Here is a 20,545-nt window from a genome sequence, read left to right as displayed (position 1 = left end):
CAGGACCTGTGGGAGCGGGCTTGCCCGCGAAGCTTTTAGGGTTTGCGAGGACTCAAGACGATCTGCGCCGGAACATTGCGCAGGATCTGCTTCTGCAGATTCAGATCAAAATCCGAATCCAGCTTCTTCACCCGCTTGGTCAGCAATGTGGCCAACCAAGGGTAATCCTGCGTGCGTGGCGCCTGAATGCTCACGTCACATTGATAATTCACCACATCAGCGGCGATCGCATCCAGTTGACGGCGAAGCTTGGTCATATCGGTGAGGTTCAACGCAACCGTGGTGCTTTCGGCGGTTGGATCGATCACTTTCGCCTGCGGTTTGGCCTCGGCAGCCAAGAGCGCGGCTTCGGCCCTGTCCAGCTCGGCTTTACGGGCATCGACGATAGCGTTGTTGAGCCCACCCGTCAGCGCCGGGGCCTTTGGCATCAACGCCCGAGCCCGGGCCAGCGCCGTGGCGGCCGCATTCACATCGCCCTTTTGCAGCACGATCTGGCTGCGGCGCAGATAGGCTTCGGCCAATTGCCGCTGATATTGCACAAGGGATGGATCGTCGGGCGACTGGGCCTGCAAGGTTGCCAATTGATCCTCGGCGGTGGCCAGCTCGCTGCTGGCCAGGTTTTGTTCCAGCTGCGCGATGGCCGTGGCCCGTGCATCGGTCGCCTCAGTGGTGGCCGATGGCGTGCTTTGGCAAGCGCCCAGTAGCAGCGAAAATGCGACAAGGAGCAGATAACGGGAGGCTGACAGCTTCATTCCTGCGACTCTCTATTTGCGCAAAAAACGAGCAAGTCTACACCCCTCGACGGGGCAGGACAAAACTCAGCAGAAACAGTGCGGCGGCCGTCACAACAATCGAGGGTCCCGCCGGGGTGTCCTTGAACCATGAAAGCGCCAGCCCGCCACAGACCGCGAGCATGCCCAGCAGGCTCGCGCCCAGCGCCATCTGCTCCGGCGAGCGGGCGTGACGTTGTGCCGCAGCCGCCGGAATGATCAACAGCGAAGTAATCAGCAACACACCGACGATTTTCATCGCCACAGCGATCACCACAGCGATCAGCAACATCAGGGTCAGGCGCAGTGCCGGCACGGGCAAACCTTCCACCCTGGCCAGTTCTTCATGCACCGTGATCGCCAGCAATGGCCGCCACAACGTCACCAGCAAGGCCAGAACGGCAGCGCTGCCGCCGAGGATCCAGGCCAGGTCGGTCGGGCTGATCGCCAGCAAGTCGCCGAACAGATACGCCATCAGGTCGATCCGTACTTCGTGCATGAAGCTTAGTACGACCAGGCCCAGAGAGAGCGTGCTCGGTGCGAGAATTCCCAAAAGCGTGTCGGACGCCAGCGGCTGACGCTGTTGCAAGGTCACCAGCAGTACTGCCAACAGCAAGCAGCCGACGGTGACGGCCACGGTCGGGCTGACATCCAGCAGAAAGCCCAACGCGACGCCAAGCAAGGCCGCGTGGGACAAGGTGTCGCCGAAATAAGCCATGCGCCGCCAGACCACAAATGAACCCAGCGGTCCTGCGACCAATGCCAAAGCCAGACCTGCAAGCAGGGCGTAGAGCAGAAAATCAGCCATGCTTGCAGCTATCTCCATGGACATGGGGTTGGGCCGTCGGGGCCGCGCTGACCACCGAACCATGCAGGTCATGGGCGTGGTCGTGGTGGTGGTGATAAATCGCCAGGCTTTGTGCGTTCTTTCCGAACAGCTCGACGAAAGCCGGATCGCCGCTGACCTGTTCCGGGTGCCCGGAGCAGCAGACATGACGATTCAGGCAAACCACCTGGTCGGTGGTGCTCATGACCAGATGCAAATCGTGGGAAACCATCAATACGCCGCAGCCGTGACGGTCGCGCAGTCGCGTGATCAGACTGTAGAGCTCGGCCTGGCCGGCCACATCGACGCCTTGCACCGGTTCGTCGAGCACCAGCAGTTCCGGCTCGCGCAACAAGGCCCGAGCCAGCAGCACGCGCTGCATTTCGCCACCGGAAACACTTTGCACCGGGCTGTCGATCACCTGTTCGGCGCCGACTTCCTTGAGTGCCGCCAAGGCCCTGGCGCGGTCCACACCCGGCACCAGGCGCAAGAAGCGCAGCACTGAAAGCGGCAGCGTCGGATCGACGTGAAGTTTCTGCGGCATGTAGCCGACCCGCAGTTTCGGCTTGCGCCAGACGCTGCCGCTGTCCGGCTTCAACAGACCGAGCACGGCGCGCACCAGCGTGGTTTTGCCCGCGCCGTTCGGGCCGATCAGGGTGACGATCTGCCCCGGCTCGACACTCAGCTCGATGTTATCCAGCACGTTTTGCCCGGCAAAGGTGACGGCAACCTGCTCGAGGCGGATCAGCGCATTGCTCATCAAGCCCCCTGGCAACCCGAACAGATGCCGACCACTTCAACCGTCTGGCTTTCGACGACGAAACCGACTTCCTTGGCGCTGCTGATGATCGCGTCGCTGATGGACTTCTGTTCGAGTTCGATGGCGGCGTGGCATTCGCGGCAAATCAGGAACTGGCCCTGGTGGGCATGCTCCGGGTGATTACAGCCGACGAAGGCGTTCAGCGAGGAGATGCGGTGGACGAGGCCGTTTTCCAGCAGGAAATCCAGTGCGCGGTACACGGTTGGCGGCGCGGCGCGGCGGCCGTCCTGCTCGCTGAGTACCGCGAGAATGTCGTAGGCACCCAGCGGCTTGTGACTTTGCCACACCAGTTCCAGCACCCGCCGACGCAAGGCGGTCAGGCGCAGGCCTTGACGTGCGCACAAGGCATCGGCCTCCGACAGAGCGCTGTGCACGCAATGAGAGTGGTCGTGGGGACGGCTGGCAATCGGTGTTTTAGGCATGAGCGGCGACGAGTTTTGTGAGAGACGTTATTATGTTACCCGTTCTCGCCTCTTCGAGTGGTCATCGTGTCCCGACTTTTTTCTATCTTTGTCGCATTTGTCGCAAGTTTTCTGTTCATTGGCTCAGCTCAAGCCGACGTCAAAGTCCTTACCAGCATCAAGCCGCTTCAGCTGATAGCCGCTGCGGTGCAGGACGGCGTGGCGATTCCGGAAGTGCTGCTGCCACCGGGTGCTTCGCCGCATAACTATGCCTTGCGTCCTTCCGACGTACGGAAGGTGCAATCGGTGGATCTGGTTTACTGGATCGGTCCGGGCATGGAAGGTTTCCTGCCTCGCGTGCTGAACGGTCGTACGCTGCCGAGCGTCGCGATTCAGGATCTGCCGGGGCTGAAACTGCGCCGGTTTGCCGAAGACAGCCATTCCCACGCGGAAGAAGCCGACGAGCATGATCACGATCATCGCCCGGGCAGTCTTGACGCGCATTTGTGGTTATCGCCGGTGAACGCCCGCGTAATTGCCAGCAAAATGGCTGCTGATCTGAGTGCCGCCGACCCAGCCAATGCGGCGCGTTATCAGAGCAATCTCAAGGCATTCGATGAGCGACTGGATGCGTTGGACGTGCGCTTGAAGGCACGCCTGGCCGGCATCGCGGGCAAACCTTACTTCGTGTTCCACGAGGCTTTCGACTACTTCGAAGATGCCTACGGCCTGAAACACGCCGGCGTATTCAGCGTCGCCGCCGAGGTCCAGCCCGGCGCCCAGCACGTCGCGGCGATGCGCACGCGCTTGCAGGAAGTCGGCAAGACGTGTGTGTTCAGTGAGCCGCCGTTGCGTCCGCGCCTGGCGGAAACCCTGGTGGCGGGTCTGCCGGTGAAGCTGGCGGAACTGGACGCGCTGGGCGGATACACACCGGCTACTGCTCAGGGGTATGAGCAGGTGCTGGAGAAATTGGGGAATGATTTGGCGGGGTGTCTGGAGTCGTTGTAAATACAGCGATAACCCTGTGGCGAGGGAGCTTGCTCCCTCGCCACAATTCAGAGGGCGAACGGTAGGGGTGTACTGACCTTCTGCCGCTGCGCCAACCGCTGCTGGAATTCCATCGGATCGTGAATCAACACGTCCTGCCCGGCGAACGACTCCGCGGCGATCAACCGTGACAACCAGAATCGCACACACGCCACGCGCAGCATGGTTGGCCACAACTCGGCTTCGGCTGCCGTGAACGGCCGCAACGCCGCATAAGCCCCAAGCAATGCTCGTGCTCGCGGCCCGTCGATCAGTCCGTCGTCATCCGAACACCAGTCATTCAGGGCAATCGCCACGTCATAGAGCATCGGCCCCGAGCACGCGTTGTAGAAATCGATCAACCCGGTCAGGTGCGTGCCTTCGAACATCGCGTTGTCGCGGAACAGATCCGCGTGGATGTTGGCCCTTGGCAACGCCAGAATTTTCGTCTTCTGCTGCGTGATTTCGTCCAGTGCCCGTTGCAACAGATCGCTTTGCTCGGCATTCAGGTGCGACAGCAACTGAGTGCCCTCCTCCAGCATCCAGTCCAGGCCGCGATCAGTTTTGCGCTTGATCATGTTGGCCTGGGTCGCCAGGTGCAGATGGCCCAGCAACTCGCCGACTTGGGCGCAATGCTGCGCGTTGGCTTCCTTGATGTGCTTGCCGGCCAGGCGTGGTTGCAACAGCGCCGGTTTGCCCGCCAGCTCACGTAAGGCAACGCCGTCGGTGGTGCGCAGCGCGTAAGGCACTGGCAGGTCGGCGTCATGCAGCACGTCGAGCAGTTCGATGAAGAACGGCATCTCTTGAACCGGACCGCGCTCAACCAGGGTCAGGACAAATTCGCCCTGCTCCAGGCTGATGAAGAAATTGGTGTTTTCACTACCGGCGGCAATCCCCTGGAAATCAAGCAGGCGGCCGAGCCCGTATGGGGCGAGAAAGGTTTCCAGCTCGGGCCGAGCCAGCGGGGTGAACACAGACATGTTTGAACTGCCAGTACGGGCGCCGCTGCTTGAGCCAGCGCCGATTGAAATTAAGAAACTACTTCCACTCAAAGATCTTCCACGACGGAATCAGCATATCCGGCTGATCCGAGCGGATGAAGTTTGCATCGGTCCCGTCCGCGCGCACCAGAAAATAAGGCGGTGCGCCTTTCGGTGTGACCTTGATCGCATACAGGAAACCGTTTTGGCGGTATTCCTGGATGGTTTTATCGCCTTCCGTGCGAATCGTGACTTCCGGCTCCGGTGTCGGCGCATCATCCGCCGCCATGACGGACAGTGGAACGGTTGCAAACAAGCCAGCCAGCAACAGGCGATTTAGTGTGCGCATGATAACCTTGTCCCTTTGTCGTCAACGGTCCCGCTATTCTAGCGCCGGACCCGCCGAAAAGGTTGATCCTGCTCATGAGCCAAGCCCCCCTCGTCCTGGTGGACGGTTCTTCTTACCTGTACCGTGCCTTTCACGCCCTGCCGCCGCTGACCACTTCCAAGGGGCTGCCGACCGGAGCGGTCAAAGGCGTGCTGAACATGCTCAAGAGTCTGCGCAAGCAGTACCCGGACAGTCCGTTCGCCGTGGTGTTCGACGCCAAGGGTGGGACTTTTCGCGATGACATGTACGCCGAATACAAGGCCAACCGTCCGAGCATGCCGGATGACATGCGCGTGCAGATCGAACCCCTGCACCAGAGCGTGATCGCCCTCGGCTTCCCGCTGCTGTGCGTCGAAGGCGTCGAGGCCGATGACGTGATCGGCACTTTGGCCCGCAGCAGCGCCGCGGCTGACCGCCCGGTGGTGATCTCCACCGGCGACAAAGACATGGCGCAACTAGTCGACGGCCACATTACCTTGGTCAATACCATGACCGGTAGCGCGCTGGACGTGGACGGCGTGAAGGAGAAATTCGGCGTCGCTCCCGAGCAGATCATCGATTACCTGGCACTGATGGGCGATTCTTCCGACAACATTCCGGGCGTTCCGGGCATTGGTCCGAAGACTGCTTCCGGCCTGTTGGTCGGCGTGAACGGTGGCCTGACCGAGCTGTATGCACAGCTCGAAATTGTCCCGACCTTGCCGATTCGTGGCGCCAAGACCCTGCCGGCCAAGCTCGAAGAGCACAAGGAGATGGCGTTCCTCTCCTATCAGTTGGCGACCATCAAGATCGACGTGCCGCTGGACATCGGGCTCGACGACCTGCAAATGGGCCGGCCGGATCACGACAAACTCGCCGAGCTCTACACCCTGCTGGAATTCAAGAGCTGGTTCGACGAGAACCAGCGCGATGCCAAGCGTTCCGGCCAGGAAGTCACAGCGCCGGTGGCTGAAGAAGCCGCTGTCGAGACCGAACTCAAGTACACCACGATCCTGACCCAGGCCGATTTCGACCTGTGGCTGAAGAAGCTCAACGACGCCACGCTGATTGCCTTCGATACCGAGACGACCGGTATCGACGCGCAGCAGGCGCAATTGGTCGGTCTGTCGTTTGCTGTACAAGCCAACGAAGCGGCCTACATCCCGCTGACCCATTCCTACATGGGCGTGCCGGATCAGCTCGATCGCGACACCGTGCTGCGCGCGCTGAAACCGATTCTGGAAGACCCGAACAAACTCAAGGTCGGCCAGCACGCCAAGTTCGACATGAACATCCTGGCCAACTGCGCCATCGGTGGCGACCAAAGCTGCGGCATCACCGTGCAAGGCATCGCGTTCGACACCATGCTCGAATCCTACGTGCTGGACTCCACCGCGACCCGCCACGACATGGACAGCCTGGCGCTCAAGTACCTGAATCACACCACCACCAGCTTCCAGGACATCGCCGGCAAGGGCGCCAAGCAGCTGACCTTTGACCAGATCTCGCTGGAACTGGCCGGGCCTTACGCCGCCGAAGACGCCGACGTAACGCTGCGCCTGCACCAAACCTTGCAAGAAAAGCTCAATGCCATCCCGAGCCTGAGCAAAGTCCTGAGCGAAATCGAAATGCCGCTGGTGCCGGTACTTGCCCGCATCGAACGTCAGGGCGCGTTGGTCGATGCGAACCTGCTGGGCATTCAAAGCGTTGAGCTGGGCGACAAAATGGTCGCACTGGAGCGTGAGGCATTCGCCATCGCCGGTGAGGAATTCAACCTCGGCTCGCCGAAGCAATTGGGCGTGATCCTGTACGAAAAACTCGGTCTGCCGATCCTCAGCAAAACCGCCAAGGGCCAGGCGTCCACCGCCGAAGCCGTCCTCGCGGAACTGGCTGAGCAGGATTACCCGCTGCCCAAGGTGCTGATGCAGTACCGCTCGATGAGCAAGCTGAAAAGCACTTACACCGATCGCCTGCCAGAGCAGATCAACCCGCGTACCGGGCGGATTCACACGTCTTATCATCAAGCTGTCGCGGCAACCGGGCGTTTGTCCTCCAGCGATCCGAACTTGCAGAACATTCCGATCCGCACTGCCGAAGGGCGTCGGATTCGTCAGGCGTTCGTCGCGCCAAAAGGCTACAAACTGCTGGCCGCGGACTATTCGCAAATCGAACTGCGGATCATGGCGCACCTGGCCAAGGATGAAGGGTTGCTGCACGCATTCCGCAATGACCTGGACGTGCACAAAGCCACCGCCGCCGAAGTGTTCGGCGTGGAACTGGCCGACGTCACCACCGATCAGCGGCGCAGCGCCAAGGCGATCAACTTCGGTTTGATCTACGGCATGAGCGCGTTTGGGCTGGCCAAGCAGATCGGCGTTGATCGCAAGCAATCCCAGGCTTACATCGATCGTTATTTCGCCCGCTACCCGGGTGTTCTGGAATACATGGAACGCACCCGCACCCAGGCGGCCGAGCAAGGTTTTGTCGAGACAATCTTCGGACGTCGCCTGTACCTGCCGGAAATCAACGCGAAAAACCCGGCGCTGCGCAAAGGTGCCGAACGCACGGCGATCAACGCGCCGATGCAAGGCACGGCGGCGGACATCATCAAGAAAGCCATGGTGGCGGTGGATAACTGGCTGACTTCCTCGGGCCTCGACGCAAAAGTCATCCTGCAGGTGCACGATGAATTGGTGCTTGAGGTACGTGAAGATCTGGTCGACCAAGTTCGCGATGAAATTCGTGCGCACATGAGCAACGCCGTGAAGCTGGATGTACCGCTGCTGGTCGAGGTTGGCGTAGGCAATAACTGGGATGAGGCTCACTGAGCCGTCTGAAAAGGCGATTTCTGCTGCGGCATAACGCCGCAGCAGAAGGCTGAAGGGCCCTTATCTCGGAAAGAAATCAAACTTATTTCGAATGGTTTCTGAAACTCCGGAACTAAACCTGTGAACTGCCACTCAGAGTTACTGAATGGCTGGTGAAGCCCTTCGATGCTCCTATGTTGTGTTAAGTGTTGGCAGATATCTGGACCCCGCCCTAGCGGTCCGGAACTTGAACCCCGGAACTTCCCCCTCCCCATAAGAAGTCCGGGGTTTTTTTTGCCTGCGATTTATTGCTGGGCAACCTCGGAGCCCTTGTCCGCCAGTTCCATCCAGCCTGCCAGTACAGTGTAGGCGTCTTCCAGGCCCATGCGTTTTGGCGCCGAGAACAACTGGATGCTGATCGCATCGCCCCATCCTTTGCGGATGTCAGTCTGAACCTTGAGCAGGACGTTTTTCGCCGCGCCGTAGGTCAGCTTGTCGGCTTTGGTCAGCAAAATGTGCATTGGCATGCCGCTGGCGACAGCCCAATCGAGCATCAACAGATCGAAATCGGTCATTGGATGACGGATGTCCATCATCAAAATCAGACCTTTCAGGCTCTCGCGACCACCCAGATAAGCTTCCAGGTGACGCTGCCAGTGCAGCTTCAACGGGATAGGTACTTTCGCGTAACCGTAACCCGGGAGGTCGACCAGACGACGATCATCGTCTAGCTTGAAGAAGTTCAAGAGCTGCGTGCGACCCGGAGTTTTCGAGGTCCGCGCCAGGCTGGCGTGCGTCAAAGTGTTCAGCGCACTGGATTTACCGGCGTTGGAACGCCCGGCGAAAGCCACTTCAAAGCCTTCGTCGTCGGGGCATTGGTCGACTTTGGCAGCGCTGAGCATGAAGGTGGACTGTTGGCACAGGCCGAGGATGGGGTTCTTGAGTTGCATGGGATTTCCGATGTGGGCGGCGCCGGGAATGGACGCGGCAAGCGGTGTCGTTTCCGTTTCAGTGACGCCAGTATATAATGCCGCAGATTTTGTGTGCGCTTTGTCCCAGCGTAGGATGAAGTTCACGAGAGCGATTGACCTTGATTGCGCATTAGAACGCAGAACGCTCTCAACCCTGAAAAGGTCGTTTTATGACGAAATGGCTGCTAGCTGCCGGTGTCTTGATGCCGCTTTACAGCGCTCAGGCTACACAGGATCCGGAAGCTGTGTACAACCGTGTTTGTGGTGCCTGTCATTCCGGCCAACTACCCATGGCGCCCAGAAAGGGCGATCAGGAAGCTTGGACGCCGAGGTTGGCGAAAGGTATGGAGACGCTGGTGCAACACGTGACCCAGGGTTTCAAGGCGATGCCGCCGCGTGGTTTGTGCATGGACTGCAGTGCCGAGGATTACCAGGCCATCATCCAGTGGATGAGCGAGTAATCCCGGTCCATAACTCTTTAACCCTTAGCCGTAGTTGGATTAGCTGATGAACAAATTGATCGTGAGTCTGCTGTTGACCGTGGGGATCTCCGGCGTAGCCCATGCTGCAGGTGATGCAACAGCTGGTCAGGCGAAAGCCGCAGTATGTGGCGCCTGTCATGGCCCGGATGGCAACAGCATGGCGCCTAACTTTCCGAAACTGGCAGGCCAGGGCGAGCGTTATCTGAACAAGCAGCTGCACGACATCAAGTCCGGCAAACGCACCGTTCTGGAAATGACCGGCCTGCTGACCAACCTGAGCGATCAGGACCTGGCTGATATCTCTGCCTACTTCGCCAGCCAGAAAGGCAGCGTTGGCGCCGCCGACCCGAAAGTCGTGGCTCGCGGTGAAGCATTGTTCCGTGGCGGCGACCTGGCCAAGGGCCTGCCAGCCTGCACCGGTTGCCACTCTCCGGACGGCAAGGGCAATGCGGCTGCCGGCTTCCCGCACCTGGGTGGTCAGCATGCTCAGTATGTTGCCAAGCAACTGACCGACTTCCGCAAGGAAGAAGGCGGTCGTGCCAACGATGGCGATACCAAACCGATGCAGAGCATTGCCAAAAAGCTGAGCGACGAAGATATCGCCGCGGTGTCCAGCTACATTCAGGGCCTGCACTAAGACCTGCGAATGGGGCGTCGCGCGGGGCGTACATCTCCTGCAACGTTAACGCTCTATTAATCCGTCGCAGCAAGTATAAAAAGGGTGGCTCAGGCCGCCCTTTTTTGTGGCCGCTGCCGTTACACTACAGAACTCAAGCCCGCCAGGACCTGTCTGAAAACAGGTCGCGCGAGGCGACCAAAATTGTCCAGGAGTAAAGCATGCGTAATCTGATCATCAGCGCCGCACTCGTCGCTGCCAGCCTGTTCGGCATGACTGCCCAAGCCGCCGAAGCACCCGCCGCCCCTTATGTCGAACTGAGCAATCCGGTTCCGGTCGCCGTGCCTGGCAAGATCGAAGTCGTGGAGCTGTTCTGGTATGGCTGCCCGCATTGCTACGCGTTTGAGCCGGTGATCAACCCTTGGGTCGAGAAACTGCCTTCCGACGTGAACTTCGTCCGTATCCCTGCCATGTTTGGCGGTCCATGGGATGCACACGGCCAGATGTTCCTGACCCTTGAAGCGATGGGCGTCGAGAACAAGGTTCACGCTGCAGTGTTCAACGCAATCCAGAAAGAACACAAGAAGCTGGTCGACAAGAATGAAATGGCTGACTTCCTGGCGACTCAAGGCGTAGACAAGGACAAGTTCCTGGCGACCTTCGATTCCTTCGCCATCAAAGGCCAGATCAACAAGGCTCGCGAGCTGGCCAAGAAATATGAAATCACCGGCGTTCCAACCATGATCGTCAACGGCAAGTATCGCTTTGACGTGGGTTCCGCCGGCGGTGCCGAACAAGCACTGCAACTGGCCGATAAGCTGGTCGACAAAGAGCGAGCGGCTAACAAGGCTGCCGCCAACTAAGCGCGGCGACTGCCATGCGCCGCTGGGGTACTGAACGCGTCGTTGGCCTGCATGATCCGCGGGTCAACGAGCATCATCTGGAATCGACGGGCTTGCCCGCAGACAGTCGTCTGCGTCTGCTCAGCTTCAACATCCAGGTCGGCATCAGTACCGAGCGCTATCGGCACTACCTGACCAGAGGCTGGCAGCATGTGCTGCCGCACACCGGGCGTGCCGACAATCTGCAAAAGATCGGCAATCTGCTGGGCGACTTCGATCTGGTCGCCTTGCAGGAAGCCGATGGCGGCAGCCTGCGATCAGGCTACGTCAATCAGGTGGAACACCTGGCGCAACTCGGCGCCTTCCCCTACTGGTATCAACAACTCAATCGCAACCTCGGTCGCCTCGGCCAGCACAGCAATGGCGTGCTCAGCCGCCTGCGCCCGTGGGCGATTGAAGACCATCCGCTGCCAGGGCCCAAGGGTCGTGGGGCGATTCTGGTGCGCTTCGGCGAAGGACCGGAGGCGCTGGTGGTCGTGATGATGCATCTGGCGCTGGGCGCTCGGGCCCGCAGCATGCAACTGGCTTACATCCGCGAGCTGATCGGCGGTTACAAACACCAGGTGCTGATGGGCGACATGAATACCCATGCCAGTGATTTGCTGCAAAACTCCCCGTTGCGTGACCTCGGCCTGCTCGCGCCGCAACTGGAAGCGACCTTCCCCAGCTGGCGCCCGCAGCGCTGCCTGGACCATATTCTGCTCAGCCCCACGCTGACCCTTGAAAAGGTCGAGGTGCTGGCACAACCGATTTCAGATCACCTGCCCGTCGCGGTAGAGATTCGTCTGCCGGGTTCGCTCACGGCCGATGCATTCCCCGCGTTGAGTCCTGCCCCTTCGCGGATCCCTTGAATGAGCGACGAAACACAGCGCTGGAAAGAGAAATACCTCAAAAGCATCGAACAACAGGAAAAGCTCGAACGCCGATGGGATGCCCGGCTCGACTTGCTGCGCCGTGGGCTGGTGCGCAGCACCCTGGCCGCAGAAGGCACCGATCGCGCCGTTGACCTGTGCATGAAGGAAATGCGCGAAGTCGTGCGCACCGATGACATGGACGCCGGTCTGGCTGCCCTGCTTCCGCGACTGGAAAAAGCCGTACTCGATTCGGAGCAGCGCCGGGAAACCCGGGTCAATCAAACCAGCGCCGCACTGAATGCGCTGGTGACTCAATTGCAAACACTGCCCCTGCCTCGCGAAGTCAGTCGTCCGTTGAAGAACTTCGCCAAACAACTGGACAGCCGAGTCAGTCAGGCCCGCGAAATTCCGTTGCTGCTCAGCGAGCTGAGCGGCCTGCAAGGCGAAGCCTTGCGTCAACTGGATACCCCGGCAGAACCTGATCGCCCCGGTTTTCTGCGGCGACTGTTCGGTAACCGGGAAGCAGATGAGGCCGCGCCGCAGATCGCCGCCCCTGCGGTACAAGCAGCGCCCCAGCAAACTGTCGAACCGATGGCCGAGGCCCCGCCTGTAGCGGCTGATCTCGCACCTAAGGTCGAGCTCCCGCCAGTCGTACAGTCAAAGGCAATCGACGTAGAACCCGTCACTACAACCCCCGAATCACTGGAAATACACGCCACGGAATCCGCTCCTGTAGTGGTGGCGTTTGTCCCGCCTGTGCTTCAGCCAGAGACTCCATCTGCGCAAACAGTTGAGCCTCAGGCACAGCCAGACATCGTACAACTGGCAGAACCAGCACTTGCGGACATTACGCCAGCCGAGCCGGTGCAACAGGCAATCAATCCGGATGAACTGATCCCGGTGGCCGTTGAAGCGGAGCACCTCGAGCCAGAGGACGTTCTCTACGGCCTGCCCGATTCACCCGAGCCTTCCTATAGCTCCGTCGCCAAGCACATCGAAGACACACTCCTGGGCCTGCTCGACGACCTGACGCTGCCCGAACGCCATCGACCGCAAGCCGAAGCGATGCGTGATCGCCTGCAAAACGGCTTGAACTGGTACGAATTGATTCCGATCCTCGACGATCTGGCGACGTTGATGCTGGCGATCACCGACAGCGGTCAGCACGAGTTCGAAGCTTACCTCCAGCAACTCAACGAACGTCTCGAATCGTTCCAGAGCAACTTGCAAGCGGCCAGTGACGGCCATGCCGACAACCGCTCTGCGGCGCGCGACATGGATACGCAGATTCGCGAGCAAGTCGATGGCCTGCAGAGCAGCATGCAGGAAGCTGCGGACCTGGACGACCTCAAGCACGTCCTGGAGAACCATCTCGAAGGCCTGCTCGGCACCATGGATCAACACCAGAAGCAGCGCGACGAACGTGAGCAGGAAGTCGCGGCTCGCCTGCAAAGCCTGGCCGAGCGTGTGGCTCACATGGAACAGGAAGCGCTGGGCTACCGTGAACACCTTGAAGAACAACGGCAGAAAGCCCTGATCGATCCATTGACCGGTCTGCCGAATCGAGCAGCCTGGAGTGAACGGCTGGAGCACGAAGTCCGCCACTGGCAGCAACACGGCAACTCCTTGTTGCTGGCAATGCTCGACCTCGACCATTTCAAACGCATCAACGATAACTACGGCCACCTGGCGGGTGACAAGGTGCTGAAGATTATTGCCAGCGTGTTGCGAAAACGCCTGCGCGGGACGGATTTCATTGCGCGGTTCGGGGGCGAAGAATTTGTCTTGCTGATGCCCGACACGTCACCGGCAAATGGTGCAAAACTGCTGGAAACCTTGCGCGCATCGATTGAAGCCTGCCCCTTCCACTTCAAGGGCGAGCGGGTGACCATCACCATTTCCATGGGTTTTAGCGCCTTCAAATCCGGTGAACACAGCGATTTGGTGCTTAAAAGAGCCGATCAGGCGCTATACCGGGCAAAAAATGCCGGCCGCAACCGAGCCGAAGCTGGTTGACAGCCAATTGTTCCATTTTATTTAAAACAGCGCTTTTGCCCTCTGCGCGCAAGTCAGTACGTTACACTGTTGCATTACTGACTTGCGTGTATTGCCTCCTGCCATGAAATGTCTTGCTCTCATTGTGTCGCTGCTCCTGTTGGCCGGTTGTGCCAGCGGCCCGCGGATCGACACCAGCCACCCTTCCGTCAATCACGACAGCCGTATTCAGTTCGTGGTGGTGCATTACACCTCTGCTTCGCTTGAGCGCTCGCTGCAACTGCTCACCCACGGCGAAGTCAGCAGTCACTACCTGATCGGCGACGACAAAGGCGCCACCATCTTTAAGCTGATGGATGAAAACCTTCGGTCGTGGCACGCAGGCGAAAGCGAATGGCAAGGCCGGACCTGGCTGAACTCCAGCTCTATCGGCATCGAGATCGTCAATCCCGGCTTCAAAGACACACCGACGGGCCGCCTCTGGTACCCGTACAGTGAAGACCAGGTTCAGTCGTTGATCTTCCTGCTCAAGGACATCAGCAAGCGTTACAACATCCACCCGCGTTCCATCATCGGCCATAGCGACATCGCGCCGCTGCGCAAGCTCGATCCCGGCCCGCTGTTTCCCTGGAAGCGCCTGGCCGCCGAAGGCATAGGCGTCTGGCCAAACGAGCAGGCCGTCGCACGCCAACAAGCCCAGTTCGCAGCACAACTGCCGAGCATCAGTTGGTATCAGGGACAGCTGGCCCGACTGGGTTATGCCACGCCACAAACGGGTGAGCTTGATGTCGCCACGCGCCATGTACTGGCGGCCTTTCAAATGCATTTCCGCCCCGCCCGATTTGATGGCAATCCCGACGCTCAGACGGCGGCGCTCCTGCAAGTATTGAATCAGACAAAATAATGACGCCCGCCCGACGGTAAGGGCTTTTTCTCAATCAGCAGCTATAACTCATTGGTAATTCTTCGGATATCCACAATGACTGTAGCTCGAGAGACGCTTCGTAGCTGGTTCTATCGCCCCTGGTTTTTGGCGATGCTGGCTGCTGCGTTGAGCGCAACGTTATTGATGGCCGCCAGCCTGTTTTTAGCGATGCATCAGGTAGAGCAGCGGGAAAGCCAGGAAATGAATGCCCAGGGCGAGCGTTTCCTCGCCCGGCTGGAGCAGCTGTTCGGGCAGCTACGTGAAAGCCTCGACGATCTGGAAGCCCAACCCCTGCGTGGCTGCGATGATGAAATGATCGCAACCTTGCAGCAGGTCAGCTTCAACTATCGCTTCGTTTACGAAGCCGCCTACATGGATGCCTCGCGGATCTGCTCGAATCGCCCTCGCCAAGTGGGGCTGTCGCTGAGTCGACCGCCGGACATCAAGGGGCCCACCTACAGCTACTGGCTGAACACCACCACTGAACCCGATGAAAACCGCGCGGCGTTGATGCTTGGACGCGGCAACTTTCGGGTCGCCACCTCTCGTGGCCATTTGACCGACATGGTCGATCTGTCCCCGGGAAGTAGCCTGCTGGTGGTGCTCTCCCATGGCACCCGTGCGATTCCTGTCCTCGGTGCCGCACAGGTCTGGCCCCCCGCCGAATCCTGGCCCCTGACAAACCGCGATGCGCTGCAAGTGACACAAACCCGCTTGATTTACCGCATGCCCACCAACAATCCCGAATACCAATTAGTGCTGATCACCCCACGCACGAACATGCATGTGCCAGCCGTGTGGTGGTGGCTGCTGCCGGCCAGTCTGGCGTTGGGTATCCTGGTCGGTTTCATGGTGTTTCTGCTGGTGCGCCAGCGTCAGTCACTGGACGCGGAACTGAACGGCGCCATTCGACGCGGCGAATTGCAGGTGTTGTATCAGCCGATCTTCGATCTCGACAGCCGCAACTGTGTCGGGGCCGAAGCCTTGCTGCGCTGGCGAAGACCGGACGGCACCCTGACCAGCCCCGACCTGTTTATCCCGATGGCCGAAAACACCGGCCAGATCCGCCAGATGACCGACTTCGTATTGCAGCGACTCCTCGAACAACTTGGGCAACTGCTACGCGCCAATCCGCAGTTGTACATCTCCGTCAACCTTGCAGCTTGCGATGTCATGGTGCCGCGTATCGGCCAGGTGATGGCGCGCCTGCTGACCTTGCACCGGGTCGCGGCGAAGCAGATTGCCTTTGAGGTGACTGAGCGAGGCTTGATCGATGTGGTGGTGGCCAGGGAAAACCTGCAAGCCTTGCGCGATGTCGGACATCAGGTGCTGATCGATGATTTCGGCACGGGCTATTGCAGCCTCGCCTACCTGCAAACCCTGCCGGTGGACTGCCTGAAAATCGACAAGGCGTTCATAGATGCCCTGGGCCATGATGCCGCCAGCAGCGGCGTGGCACCGCACATCATTCACATGGCCCAGGCCCTGCAACTCAGGGTGATTGCCGAGGGCATCGAACATGAAGCGCAAGCGGCCTTTCTGAGCAGCGAAGGGGTGAAGTACGGTCAGGGCTGGCTGTTCGCCCATGCCCTGAGCGCCGTGCAATTCATCGAACTGATTACCCGTGGTCGCCGGCGGAACAATCGACGCCTGGATGATGAAGCCTGAAAAGACTGCAGCGGTTTAAACCGCCAGCGCCATGTAGAACTGCGTACCCTGCCCCGGCCGCGAATAAACGCCCATCCGCCCGCCATGCAACTGCACGATTTCCTTGCACAACGCCAAACCAAGCCCGGCACCGCCCTTCTTGCGGCCGACCTGGACGAAAGGCTCGAAGATCCGCCCCTGCTGACCGTAGGCAATGCCTTCACCGTTGTCTTCCACGCTGATAATCACCCGCTCCCCATGGCGCCGCGCCTGCAAACGTATCAGTCCATCCTGGGCGGTATGGCGCAAAGCGTTGTCGATCAGATTATCGAGCACCCGATCCAATTGCGCCTGGTCGGCCTGCAACCTGGGTAAAGGCCCTTGCACTTCCACCGCCAACTCGATGCCCTTCAGCGCCGCAGTTCCGGCAAAGCGTTCCTGAGCCTGCTCCAGCAACGCTTCAATGGAACACGGCGCCAGCGTGAGCTTCTGCAAACCGTTCTGGTAGCGAGAGAAATTCAGCAGGTCGTTGATCAGTTGCATCAAGCGCTGCATTTCTTCATTCACGGTGTCCAGCAAATCGGCTTCGCGGGAGTCCGCAGGAAATTTCGCCCGCTCACGGAACAGGCCGAAGGCCATGTGCATTCCCGTCACCGGGGTGCGCAGCTCATGGGAGGCGCGCAAGACGAACTCGCTGCGCACCCGTTCGAATGCACGCTGTTCGGTGACGTCATGCAGCACCATCACGGCGCCGAGAATGTGGCCCTGCGTATGGCTGACCGGCGTCAGGCTGTAAGTCAGCAACCTCGATTCACCGTCTACCTCAATGCTCAGGTCTTCCGGTGCCCGCTCCAGCGTCCCGCCACGCAGCACCAGTTGCAGCTGCTCATCCAGTTCGGGACGCTCAAGCGCTGAGCCCAGCCCCTGGCCGAGTCGATCGGTGTCCCACCCCAACTGACGCTGGGCTACGGGATTGAGGTGCTCCAGATAGCCTTCGCGGTCGATCATCAGCAACCCGTCATCGATGCTGTCGAGTACAGCCTGCAAACGTTGCTGGCCGGCGAGCAGCTCGTCGATGTTCATCGCCTGATGCTCACGCAGCGCCTCGGCCATGATGCCGAAGCGCTTGGTCAGTTGGTTCATTTCCTCGGCAGAGGAAACCGGCAGGGTCACTTCAAAATTACCTTGGCCGATGTCGTCAGCGGCCTGGACCAACGCTTCAATCGGAGCGCCAAACCGGCGGGCGATCGCATGGGCGGTCATGAAACCGATGATCAACACCGCCAACCCCACCAACCCGAGCAGGCCGGCAATCAGCAAAGCGCGTTCCCGGGCCTGGCGCTCGGTGTTGTTGATGTTATCCAGTGCACGCTTTTGCTCGGAGACCAGACCGCTGCGCAAGATATTGAATTTTTCCACCAGCGCAGCGTTGCCGCTCAATGCAGGCGTAGCCGCTTGGGTCTGATCGTAGACCTGAAGAAAGTCGAGGTAATCAGCCTTGGCCTGTGTGAAGCCATAACCGCCGTTGCTGGAGTGTTGAAGTGTGATGCCTTCTTCAAGCAATTCGAGGTAGTGTTGCCTGGAGGCCTGGAACGCAGCAGGATCGGGCTTTTCGTCGATCATGATCATGAGCTGATCGCCCAGGGTCTGACGCAATTTCAGCCCCAGGTCCAGCGAGACAAAGTTGTTGCGAACCAACACTTCCTGAGTGCCGGCCATCTGCATCACGCTGACGAGCCCGAGCAAGAGCCCGAGCAGCGCTACGGTGATCAGCGCCGAAATACTCAGAAACAGCCGAGTACGCAGCTTCATCGCCAGTTTCATTGTCGGCTCACAGGTTGTACTGCTTGCGTTTACGGTACAGGGTCGAGGCATCGATGCCGAGGGTCTTGGCCGCCTGATCCAGCGTATCGGCGGTGGCGAGGACGGCGCCGATGTGGGCTTTCTCCAATTCATCCAGGCTCAACGCCGCACCAATACGCGGCGCGTTGTTGGTCGGGGTCTCGGCCATGCCCAGGTGGCTGATCTCGACCCGTTCCTGTGGGCAGATAATGCTCGCCCGCTCCACCACGTTACGCAGTTCGCGGATGTTGCCGGGCCAGCGGTAACCCAACAACGCTTCCCGGGCCTCATCGCTAAAGCCCCGTGCCGGACGCGCATACTCCTTGACGAAGCGAGCCAGGAAACGATCGGCCAGGTTCAGAATATCTTCCCGGCGCTCGCGCAGTGGCGGCAAATGCAGCGTGATGACGTTCAGGCGATAGAGAAGGTCTTCACGGAAACGGCCGTCGCGCACCATGTCTTCGAGGTTCAGGTTGGTCGCCGCGAGGATTCGTACATCGGCGCGTCGGGTTACTGGATCACCTACGCGCTCGTATTCCTTGTCCTGGATGAAACGCAGTAACTTGGGTTGTAACGTCAAGGGAAAATCGCCGATCTCGTCGAGAAACAACGTACCGCCGTCGGCCTGATTGACGCGCCCCAAGGTGCTTTCGCTGGCGCCGGTGAACGCGCCACGGCTGTGGCCGAAAAGTTCACTTTCCATTAATTCCGCCGTCAGCGACGGGCAGTTGATGGTGACGCAGGATTTCTTCTGACGCTTGCTCCAGCCGTGAATGGCTTGGGACAGTTCGCCTTTACCGGTACCGGACTCGCCGAGAATCAGAATGTTGGCGTCGGTAGTGGCGACCTGGCGTGCGGTTTCAAGTACCACTTTCATGGCCGGGCTGTGGGAATCCAGTCCGTCCTTGGGTTTGCGCACTTCACCTTCAAGGGCTTCCAGCCGAGCGGAAAGTTGGCGCACTTCCAGCTGCTTGGCAGTGGCGAGACGCAACTGGTCGGGGCTGCAAGGCTTGACGAGGTAGTCGGCGGCACCGGCCTGGATCGCATCCACGGCGGTGTCCACGGCCGAGTGAGCGGTGACGATCACCACCCGCATCCAGGGGGCCTGAATGCGCATCTGGGCCAGCACATCCAGGCCATTGTCCTCACCCAGGCGCAGATCAAGGAAACACAGATCGAACACCTGACGTTGCAGCAAAGCATCGGCCTGTGCCGCGCTGTTGGCGGTGGCCACGCTATAGCCTTCGTCTTCGAGGCAATAACGGAAGGTTCGCAGAATGGCGGATTCATCATCCACCAGCAGAATGCGGCCTTGATGCTCAGTGGCTGATTCCATGTTCCCGCGCTCCTTTAAAAATAATGATCTTGATTTAGTCCCGGAAAAATCGGGCAAGTTGCATGGTTGATTCTGATCCATTCCAGCCATCGCAGGGTAGCTCTCTACACATCCATTAGCTAATGGACTGATTTTGCTGGTTTTTTAGAAAAACCCGCTTTTGAGGCGATTACCCACGTCCTTTTCTGACATCTGCGCCCTCCTCTCAATTCAAAAATAATCAAAGTTCCCGGGAATTGATCGTGCAATACGCACGACCTTGCATGGGCCATCGTGCAGTATGCGTCCGACGTGATTTTCACAAACAAATTAACTTGTTGATTTTAAACAGTTTTTTTCTTCAAAAAAGCTGGCATGCAGCCTGCAATAGCCTAGGTAATCAGGGCCATTTTGAATCGACGCCCACTGACAAGATCACCACCAGAGTGGGAGGAGTTTCAGAATGAATCGCCAACGTGTCGCCCCATTGCGCATCTCGCCGTTGCATATCCAGCAAGGCCTGTTTGGCATCCTGGCGATGTTGATCACGCTGATCGCTGGCCAGCAGTTCCTGCTCTGGGAACAGAGCCAGCAGCCAGAAGCGCCGCACGTGTCGATTCATCGTGCAACCCAGACCCATTTCAGCGCCGTCAGCAGTAATCAGGCTGACCTTGCTCCGATGCGAATGATGGACGTCGACCAGGCTCAGCCTGCGGATGAGATGCCGCGTCAGGAACGTTGGGTGTTCTGAGCAACCGAACTTGGCGCGCTCGCTGCGCCGGGAAAAGCACCACAAGCTGCACCTCTAATATAGAAGCGTAAGGAGAATCACCATGTTGAGCTGGGCAATCACATTCTTGATCATTGCCATCATCGCCGCCGTATTGGGCTTCGGTGGTATCGCGGGCACCGCCACGGGTATCGCCAAGATTCTCTTTGTCGTGTTCCTGGTGATGTTCATTGCTTCGTTCTTCTTTGGCCGTCGCGGTCGAGGCTGAA

General features: G+C 59.3%; 20 protein-coding genes. 11 read left to right on the top strand and 9 right to left on the bottom strand.

What is annotated here, in order from left to right:
- Nucleotides 1-35: 35 nt before the first annotated feature.
- Genes ACA053_RS00310 through zur form a run of 4 tightly spaced genes read right to left on the bottom strand, consistent with a single transcriptional unit; the run spans nt 36 to nt 2,838 of the window.
- Nucleotides 36-752 carry a PA5502 family lipoprotein gene (locus ACA053_RS00310; RefSeq protein WP_497314764.1) on the bottom strand — a complete coding sequence of 239 codons (717 nt, stop codon included), beginning with the start codon at nt 750-752 and terminating at the stop codon, nt 36-38.
- Between the two features lie 37 nt (nt 753-789).
- On the bottom strand, nt 790-1,578 hold the full coding sequence (gene znuB / locus ACA053_RS00305) for a zinc ABC transporter permease subunit ZnuB (protein WP_017341765.1): 789 nt from the start codon (nt 1,576-1,578) through the stop codon (nt 790-792).
- Complete coding sequence (znuC, locus tag ACA053_RS00300; protein WP_497314762.1) at nt 1,571-2,356, bottom strand: zinc ABC transporter ATP-binding protein ZnuC; 786 nt, start codon at nt 2,354-2,356, stop codon at nt 1,571-1,573. Before znuC ends, znuB begins: the two co-directional genes overlap by 8 nt.
- On the bottom strand, nt 2,356-2,838 hold the full coding sequence (gene zur / locus ACA053_RS00295; RefSeq protein WP_497314760.1) for a zinc uptake transcriptional repressor Zur: 483 nt from the start codon (nt 2,836-2,838) through the stop codon (nt 2,356-2,358). Before zur ends, znuC begins: the two co-directional genes overlap by 1 nt.
- Before the next feature lie 66 nt (nt 2,839-2,904).
- Between zur and ACA053_RS00290 the strand changes: the two genes are divergently transcribed.
- Nucleotides 2,905-3,825 (top strand): zinc ABC transporter substrate-binding protein, encoded by a 921-nt coding sequence (locus ACA053_RS00290; RefSeq protein ID WP_497394313.1) that lies wholly within the window; start codon nt 2,905-2,907, stop codon nt 3,823-3,825.
- 47 nt (nt 3,826-3,872) lie between these two features.
- On the opposite strand, the gene ACA053_RS00285 is transcribed toward ACA053_RS00290, so the two are convergent.
- Both ACA053_RS00285 and ACA053_RS00280 read right to left on the bottom strand, forming a co-directional pair.
- Nucleotides 3,873-4,823 (bottom strand): homoserine kinase, encoded by a 951-nt coding sequence (locus tag ACA053_RS00285; RefSeq protein ID WP_497394312.1) that lies wholly within the window; start codon nt 4,821-4,823, stop codon nt 3,873-3,875.
- Nucleotides 4,824-4,881: 58 nt separating this feature from the next.
- Nucleotides 4,882-5,172 carry a DUF2782 domain-containing protein gene (locus ACA053_RS00280; protein ID WP_109627077.1) on the bottom strand — a complete coding sequence of 97 codons (291 nt, stop codon included), beginning with the start codon at nt 5,170-5,172 and terminating at the stop codon, nt 4,882-4,884.
- 74 nt (nt 5,173-5,246) lie between these two features.
- Between ACA053_RS00280 and polA the strand changes: the two genes are divergently transcribed.
- A complete protein-coding gene (gene polA / locus ACA053_RS00275; protein ID WP_497394311.1) occupies nt 5,247-8,018 on the top strand; it encodes a DNA polymerase I in 2,772 nt (923 codons plus the stop codon).
- Nucleotides 8,019-8,302: 284 nt separating this feature from the next.
- On the opposite strand, the gene yihA is transcribed toward polA, so the two are convergent.
- Nucleotides 8,303-8,947: a ribosome biogenesis GTP-binding protein YihA/YsxC gene (yihA, locus tag ACA053_RS00270; protein ID WP_109627074.1), complete on the bottom strand. Its 645-nt coding sequence runs from the start codon at nt 8,945-8,947 to the stop codon at nt 8,303-8,305.
- A gap of 191 nt (nt 8,948-9,138) precedes the next feature.
- Between yihA and ACA053_RS00265 the strand changes: the two genes are divergently transcribed.
- The 7 genes from ACA053_RS00265 to ACA053_RS00235 all read left to right on the top strand — a co-directional run bounded on the left by ACA053_RS00265 (nt 9,139) and on the right by ACA053_RS00235 (nt 16,410).
- A complete protein-coding gene (locus ACA053_RS00265) occupies nt 9,139-9,429 on the top strand; it encodes a c-type cytochrome (protein ID WP_017341757.1) in 291 nt (96 codons plus the stop codon).
- Between the two features lie 46 nt (nt 9,430-9,475).
- Complete coding sequence (locus tag ACA053_RS00260; protein WP_497314751.1) at nt 9,476-10,087, top strand: c-type cytochrome; 612 nt, start codon at nt 9,476-9,478, stop codon at nt 10,085-10,087.
- 200 nt (nt 10,088-10,287) lie between these two features.
- Nucleotides 10,288-10,929, top strand: coding sequence for a thiol:disulfide interchange protein DsbA (gene dsbA, locus ACA053_RS00255; RefSeq protein ID WP_497314749.1), 642 nt, complete (start codon nt 10,288-10,290; stop codon nt 10,927-10,929).
- Nucleotides 10,930-10,943: 14 nt separating this feature from the next.
- Nucleotides 10,944-11,819 carry an endonuclease/exonuclease/phosphatase family protein gene (locus tag ACA053_RS00250; RefSeq protein WP_109627069.1) on the top strand — a complete coding sequence of 292 codons (876 nt, stop codon included), beginning with the start codon at nt 10,944-10,946 and terminating at the stop codon, nt 11,817-11,819.
- The gene (locus tag ACA053_RS00245; protein ID WP_497394310.1) at nt 11,820-13,838 is read left to right on the top strand and encodes a GGDEF domain-containing protein; all 2,019 of its coding nucleotides are present in this window, start codon (nt 11,820-11,822) and stop codon (nt 13,836-13,838) included. It begins immediately after the preceding gene.
- 103 nt (nt 13,839-13,941) lie between these two features.
- The gene (locus ACA053_RS00240; RefSeq protein ID WP_497394309.1) at nt 13,942-14,721 is read left to right on the top strand and encodes an N-acetylmuramoyl-L-alanine amidase; all 780 of its coding nucleotides are present in this window, start codon (nt 13,942-13,944) and stop codon (nt 14,719-14,721) included.
- A gap of 75 nt (nt 14,722-14,796) precedes the next feature.
- Nucleotides 14,797-16,410, top strand: coding sequence for an EAL domain-containing protein (locus ACA053_RS00235; protein ID WP_109627064.1), 1,614 nt, complete (start codon nt 14,797-14,799; stop codon nt 16,408-16,410).
- A gap of 15 nt (nt 16,411-16,425) precedes the next feature.
- Here ACA053_RS00235 and ACA053_RS00230 read toward each other — a convergent pair whose 3' ends face one another.
- Both ACA053_RS00230 and algB read right to left on the bottom strand, forming a co-directional pair.
- On the bottom strand, nt 16,426-18,213 hold the full coding sequence (locus ACA053_RS00230) for an ATP-binding protein (RefSeq protein ID WP_497314743.1): 1,788 nt from the start codon (nt 18,211-18,213) through the stop codon (nt 16,426-16,428).
- 7 nt (nt 18,214-18,220) lie between these two features.
- Nucleotides 18,221-19,567 carry a sigma-54-dependent response regulator transcription factor AlgB gene (algB, locus tag ACA053_RS00225; protein WP_109627060.1) on the bottom strand — a complete coding sequence of 449 codons (1,347 nt, stop codon included), beginning with the start codon at nt 19,565-19,567 and terminating at the stop codon, nt 18,221-18,223.
- Between the two features lie 442 nt (nt 19,568-20,009).
- On the opposite strand from algB, the gene ACA053_RS00220 reads away from it, so the two are divergent.
- Both ACA053_RS00220 and ACA053_RS00215 read left to right on the top strand, forming a co-directional pair.
- Nucleotides 20,010-20,297: a hypothetical protein gene (locus ACA053_RS00220; RefSeq protein ID WP_109627059.1), complete on the top strand. Its 288-nt coding sequence runs from the start codon at nt 20,010-20,012 to the stop codon at nt 20,295-20,297.
- A gap of 82 nt (nt 20,298-20,379) precedes the next feature.
- Complete coding sequence (locus ACA053_RS00215) at nt 20,380-20,544, top strand: DUF1328 domain-containing protein (protein ID WP_003177151.1); 165 nt, start codon at nt 20,380-20,382, stop codon at nt 20,542-20,544.
- Nucleotide 20,545 lies beyond the last annotated feature (1 nt).

It is taken from the genome of Pseudomonas sp. LBUM1672, from assembly GCF_059695655.1.
This window is presented reverse-complemented; position numbering and strand designations above follow the sequence as displayed.

Bases quoted from the DNA above. Each gene is read 5' to 3' on its own strand.
- ACA053_RS00310 (WP_497314764.1), bottom strand. From the start codon at position 752: ATGAAGCTGTCAGCCTCCCGTTATCTGCTCCTTGTCGCATTTTCGCTG.
- znuB (WP_017341765.1), bottom strand. From the start codon at position 1,578: ATGGCTGATTTTCTGCTCTACGCCCTGCTTGCAGGTCTGGCTTTGGCA.
- znuC (WP_497314762.1), bottom strand. From the start codon at position 2,356: ATGAGCAATGCGCTGATCCGCCTCGAGCAGGTTGCCGTCACCTTTGCC.
- zur (WP_497314760.1), bottom strand. From the start codon at position 2,838: ATGCCTAAAACACCGATTGCCAGCCGTCCCCACGACCACTCTCATTGC.
- ACA053_RS00285 (WP_497394312.1), bottom strand. From the start codon at position 4,823: ATGTCTGTGTTCACCCCGCTGGCTCGGCCCGAGCTGGAAACCTTTCTC.
- ACA053_RS00280 (WP_109627077.1), bottom strand. From the start codon at position 5,172: ATGCGCACACTAAATCGCCTGTTGCTGGCTGGCTTGTTTGCAACCGTT.
- polA (WP_497394311.1), top strand. From the start codon at position 5,247: ATGAGCCAAGCCCCCCTCGTCCTGGTGGACGGTTCTTCTTACCTGTAC.
- yihA (WP_109627074.1), bottom strand. From the start codon at position 8,947: ATGCAACTCAAGAACCCCATCCTCGGCCTGTGCCAACAGTCCACCTTC.
- ACA053_RS00265 (WP_017341757.1), top strand. From the start codon at position 9,139: ATGACGAAATGGCTGCTAGCTGCCGGTGTCTTGATGCCGCTTTACAGC.
- ACA053_RS00260 (WP_497314751.1), top strand. From the start codon at position 9,476: ATGAACAAATTGATCGTGAGTCTGCTGTTGACCGTGGGGATCTCCGGC.
- dsbA (WP_497314749.1), top strand. From the start codon at position 10,288: ATGCGTAATCTGATCATCAGCGCCGCACTCGTCGCTGCCAGCCTGTTC.
- ACA053_RS00250 (WP_109627069.1), top strand. From the start codon at position 10,944: ATGCGCCGCTGGGGTACTGAACGCGTCGTTGGCCTGCATGATCCGCGG.
- ACA053_RS00245 (WP_497394310.1), top strand. From the start codon at position 11,820: ATGAGCGACGAAACACAGCGCTGGAAAGAGAAATACCTCAAAAGCATC.
- ACA053_RS00240 (WP_497394309.1), top strand. From the start codon at position 13,942: ATGAAATGTCTTGCTCTCATTGTGTCGCTGCTCCTGTTGGCCGGTTGT.
- ACA053_RS00235 (WP_109627064.1), top strand. From the start codon at position 14,797: ATGACTGTAGCTCGAGAGACGCTTCGTAGCTGGTTCTATCGCCCCTGG.
- ACA053_RS00230 (WP_497314743.1), bottom strand. From the start codon at position 18,213: ATGAAACTGGCGATGAAGCTGCGTACTCGGCTGTTTCTGAGTATTTCG.
- algB (WP_109627060.1), bottom strand. From the start codon at position 19,567: ATGGAATCAGCCACTGAGCATCAAGGCCGCATTCTGCTGGTGGATGAT.
- ACA053_RS00220 (WP_109627059.1), top strand. From the start codon at position 20,010: ATGAATCGCCAACGTGTCGCCCCATTGCGCATCTCGCCGTTGCATATC.
- ACA053_RS00215 (WP_003177151.1), top strand. From the start codon at position 20,380: ATGTTGAGCTGGGCAATCACATTCTTGATCATTGCCATCATCGCCGCC.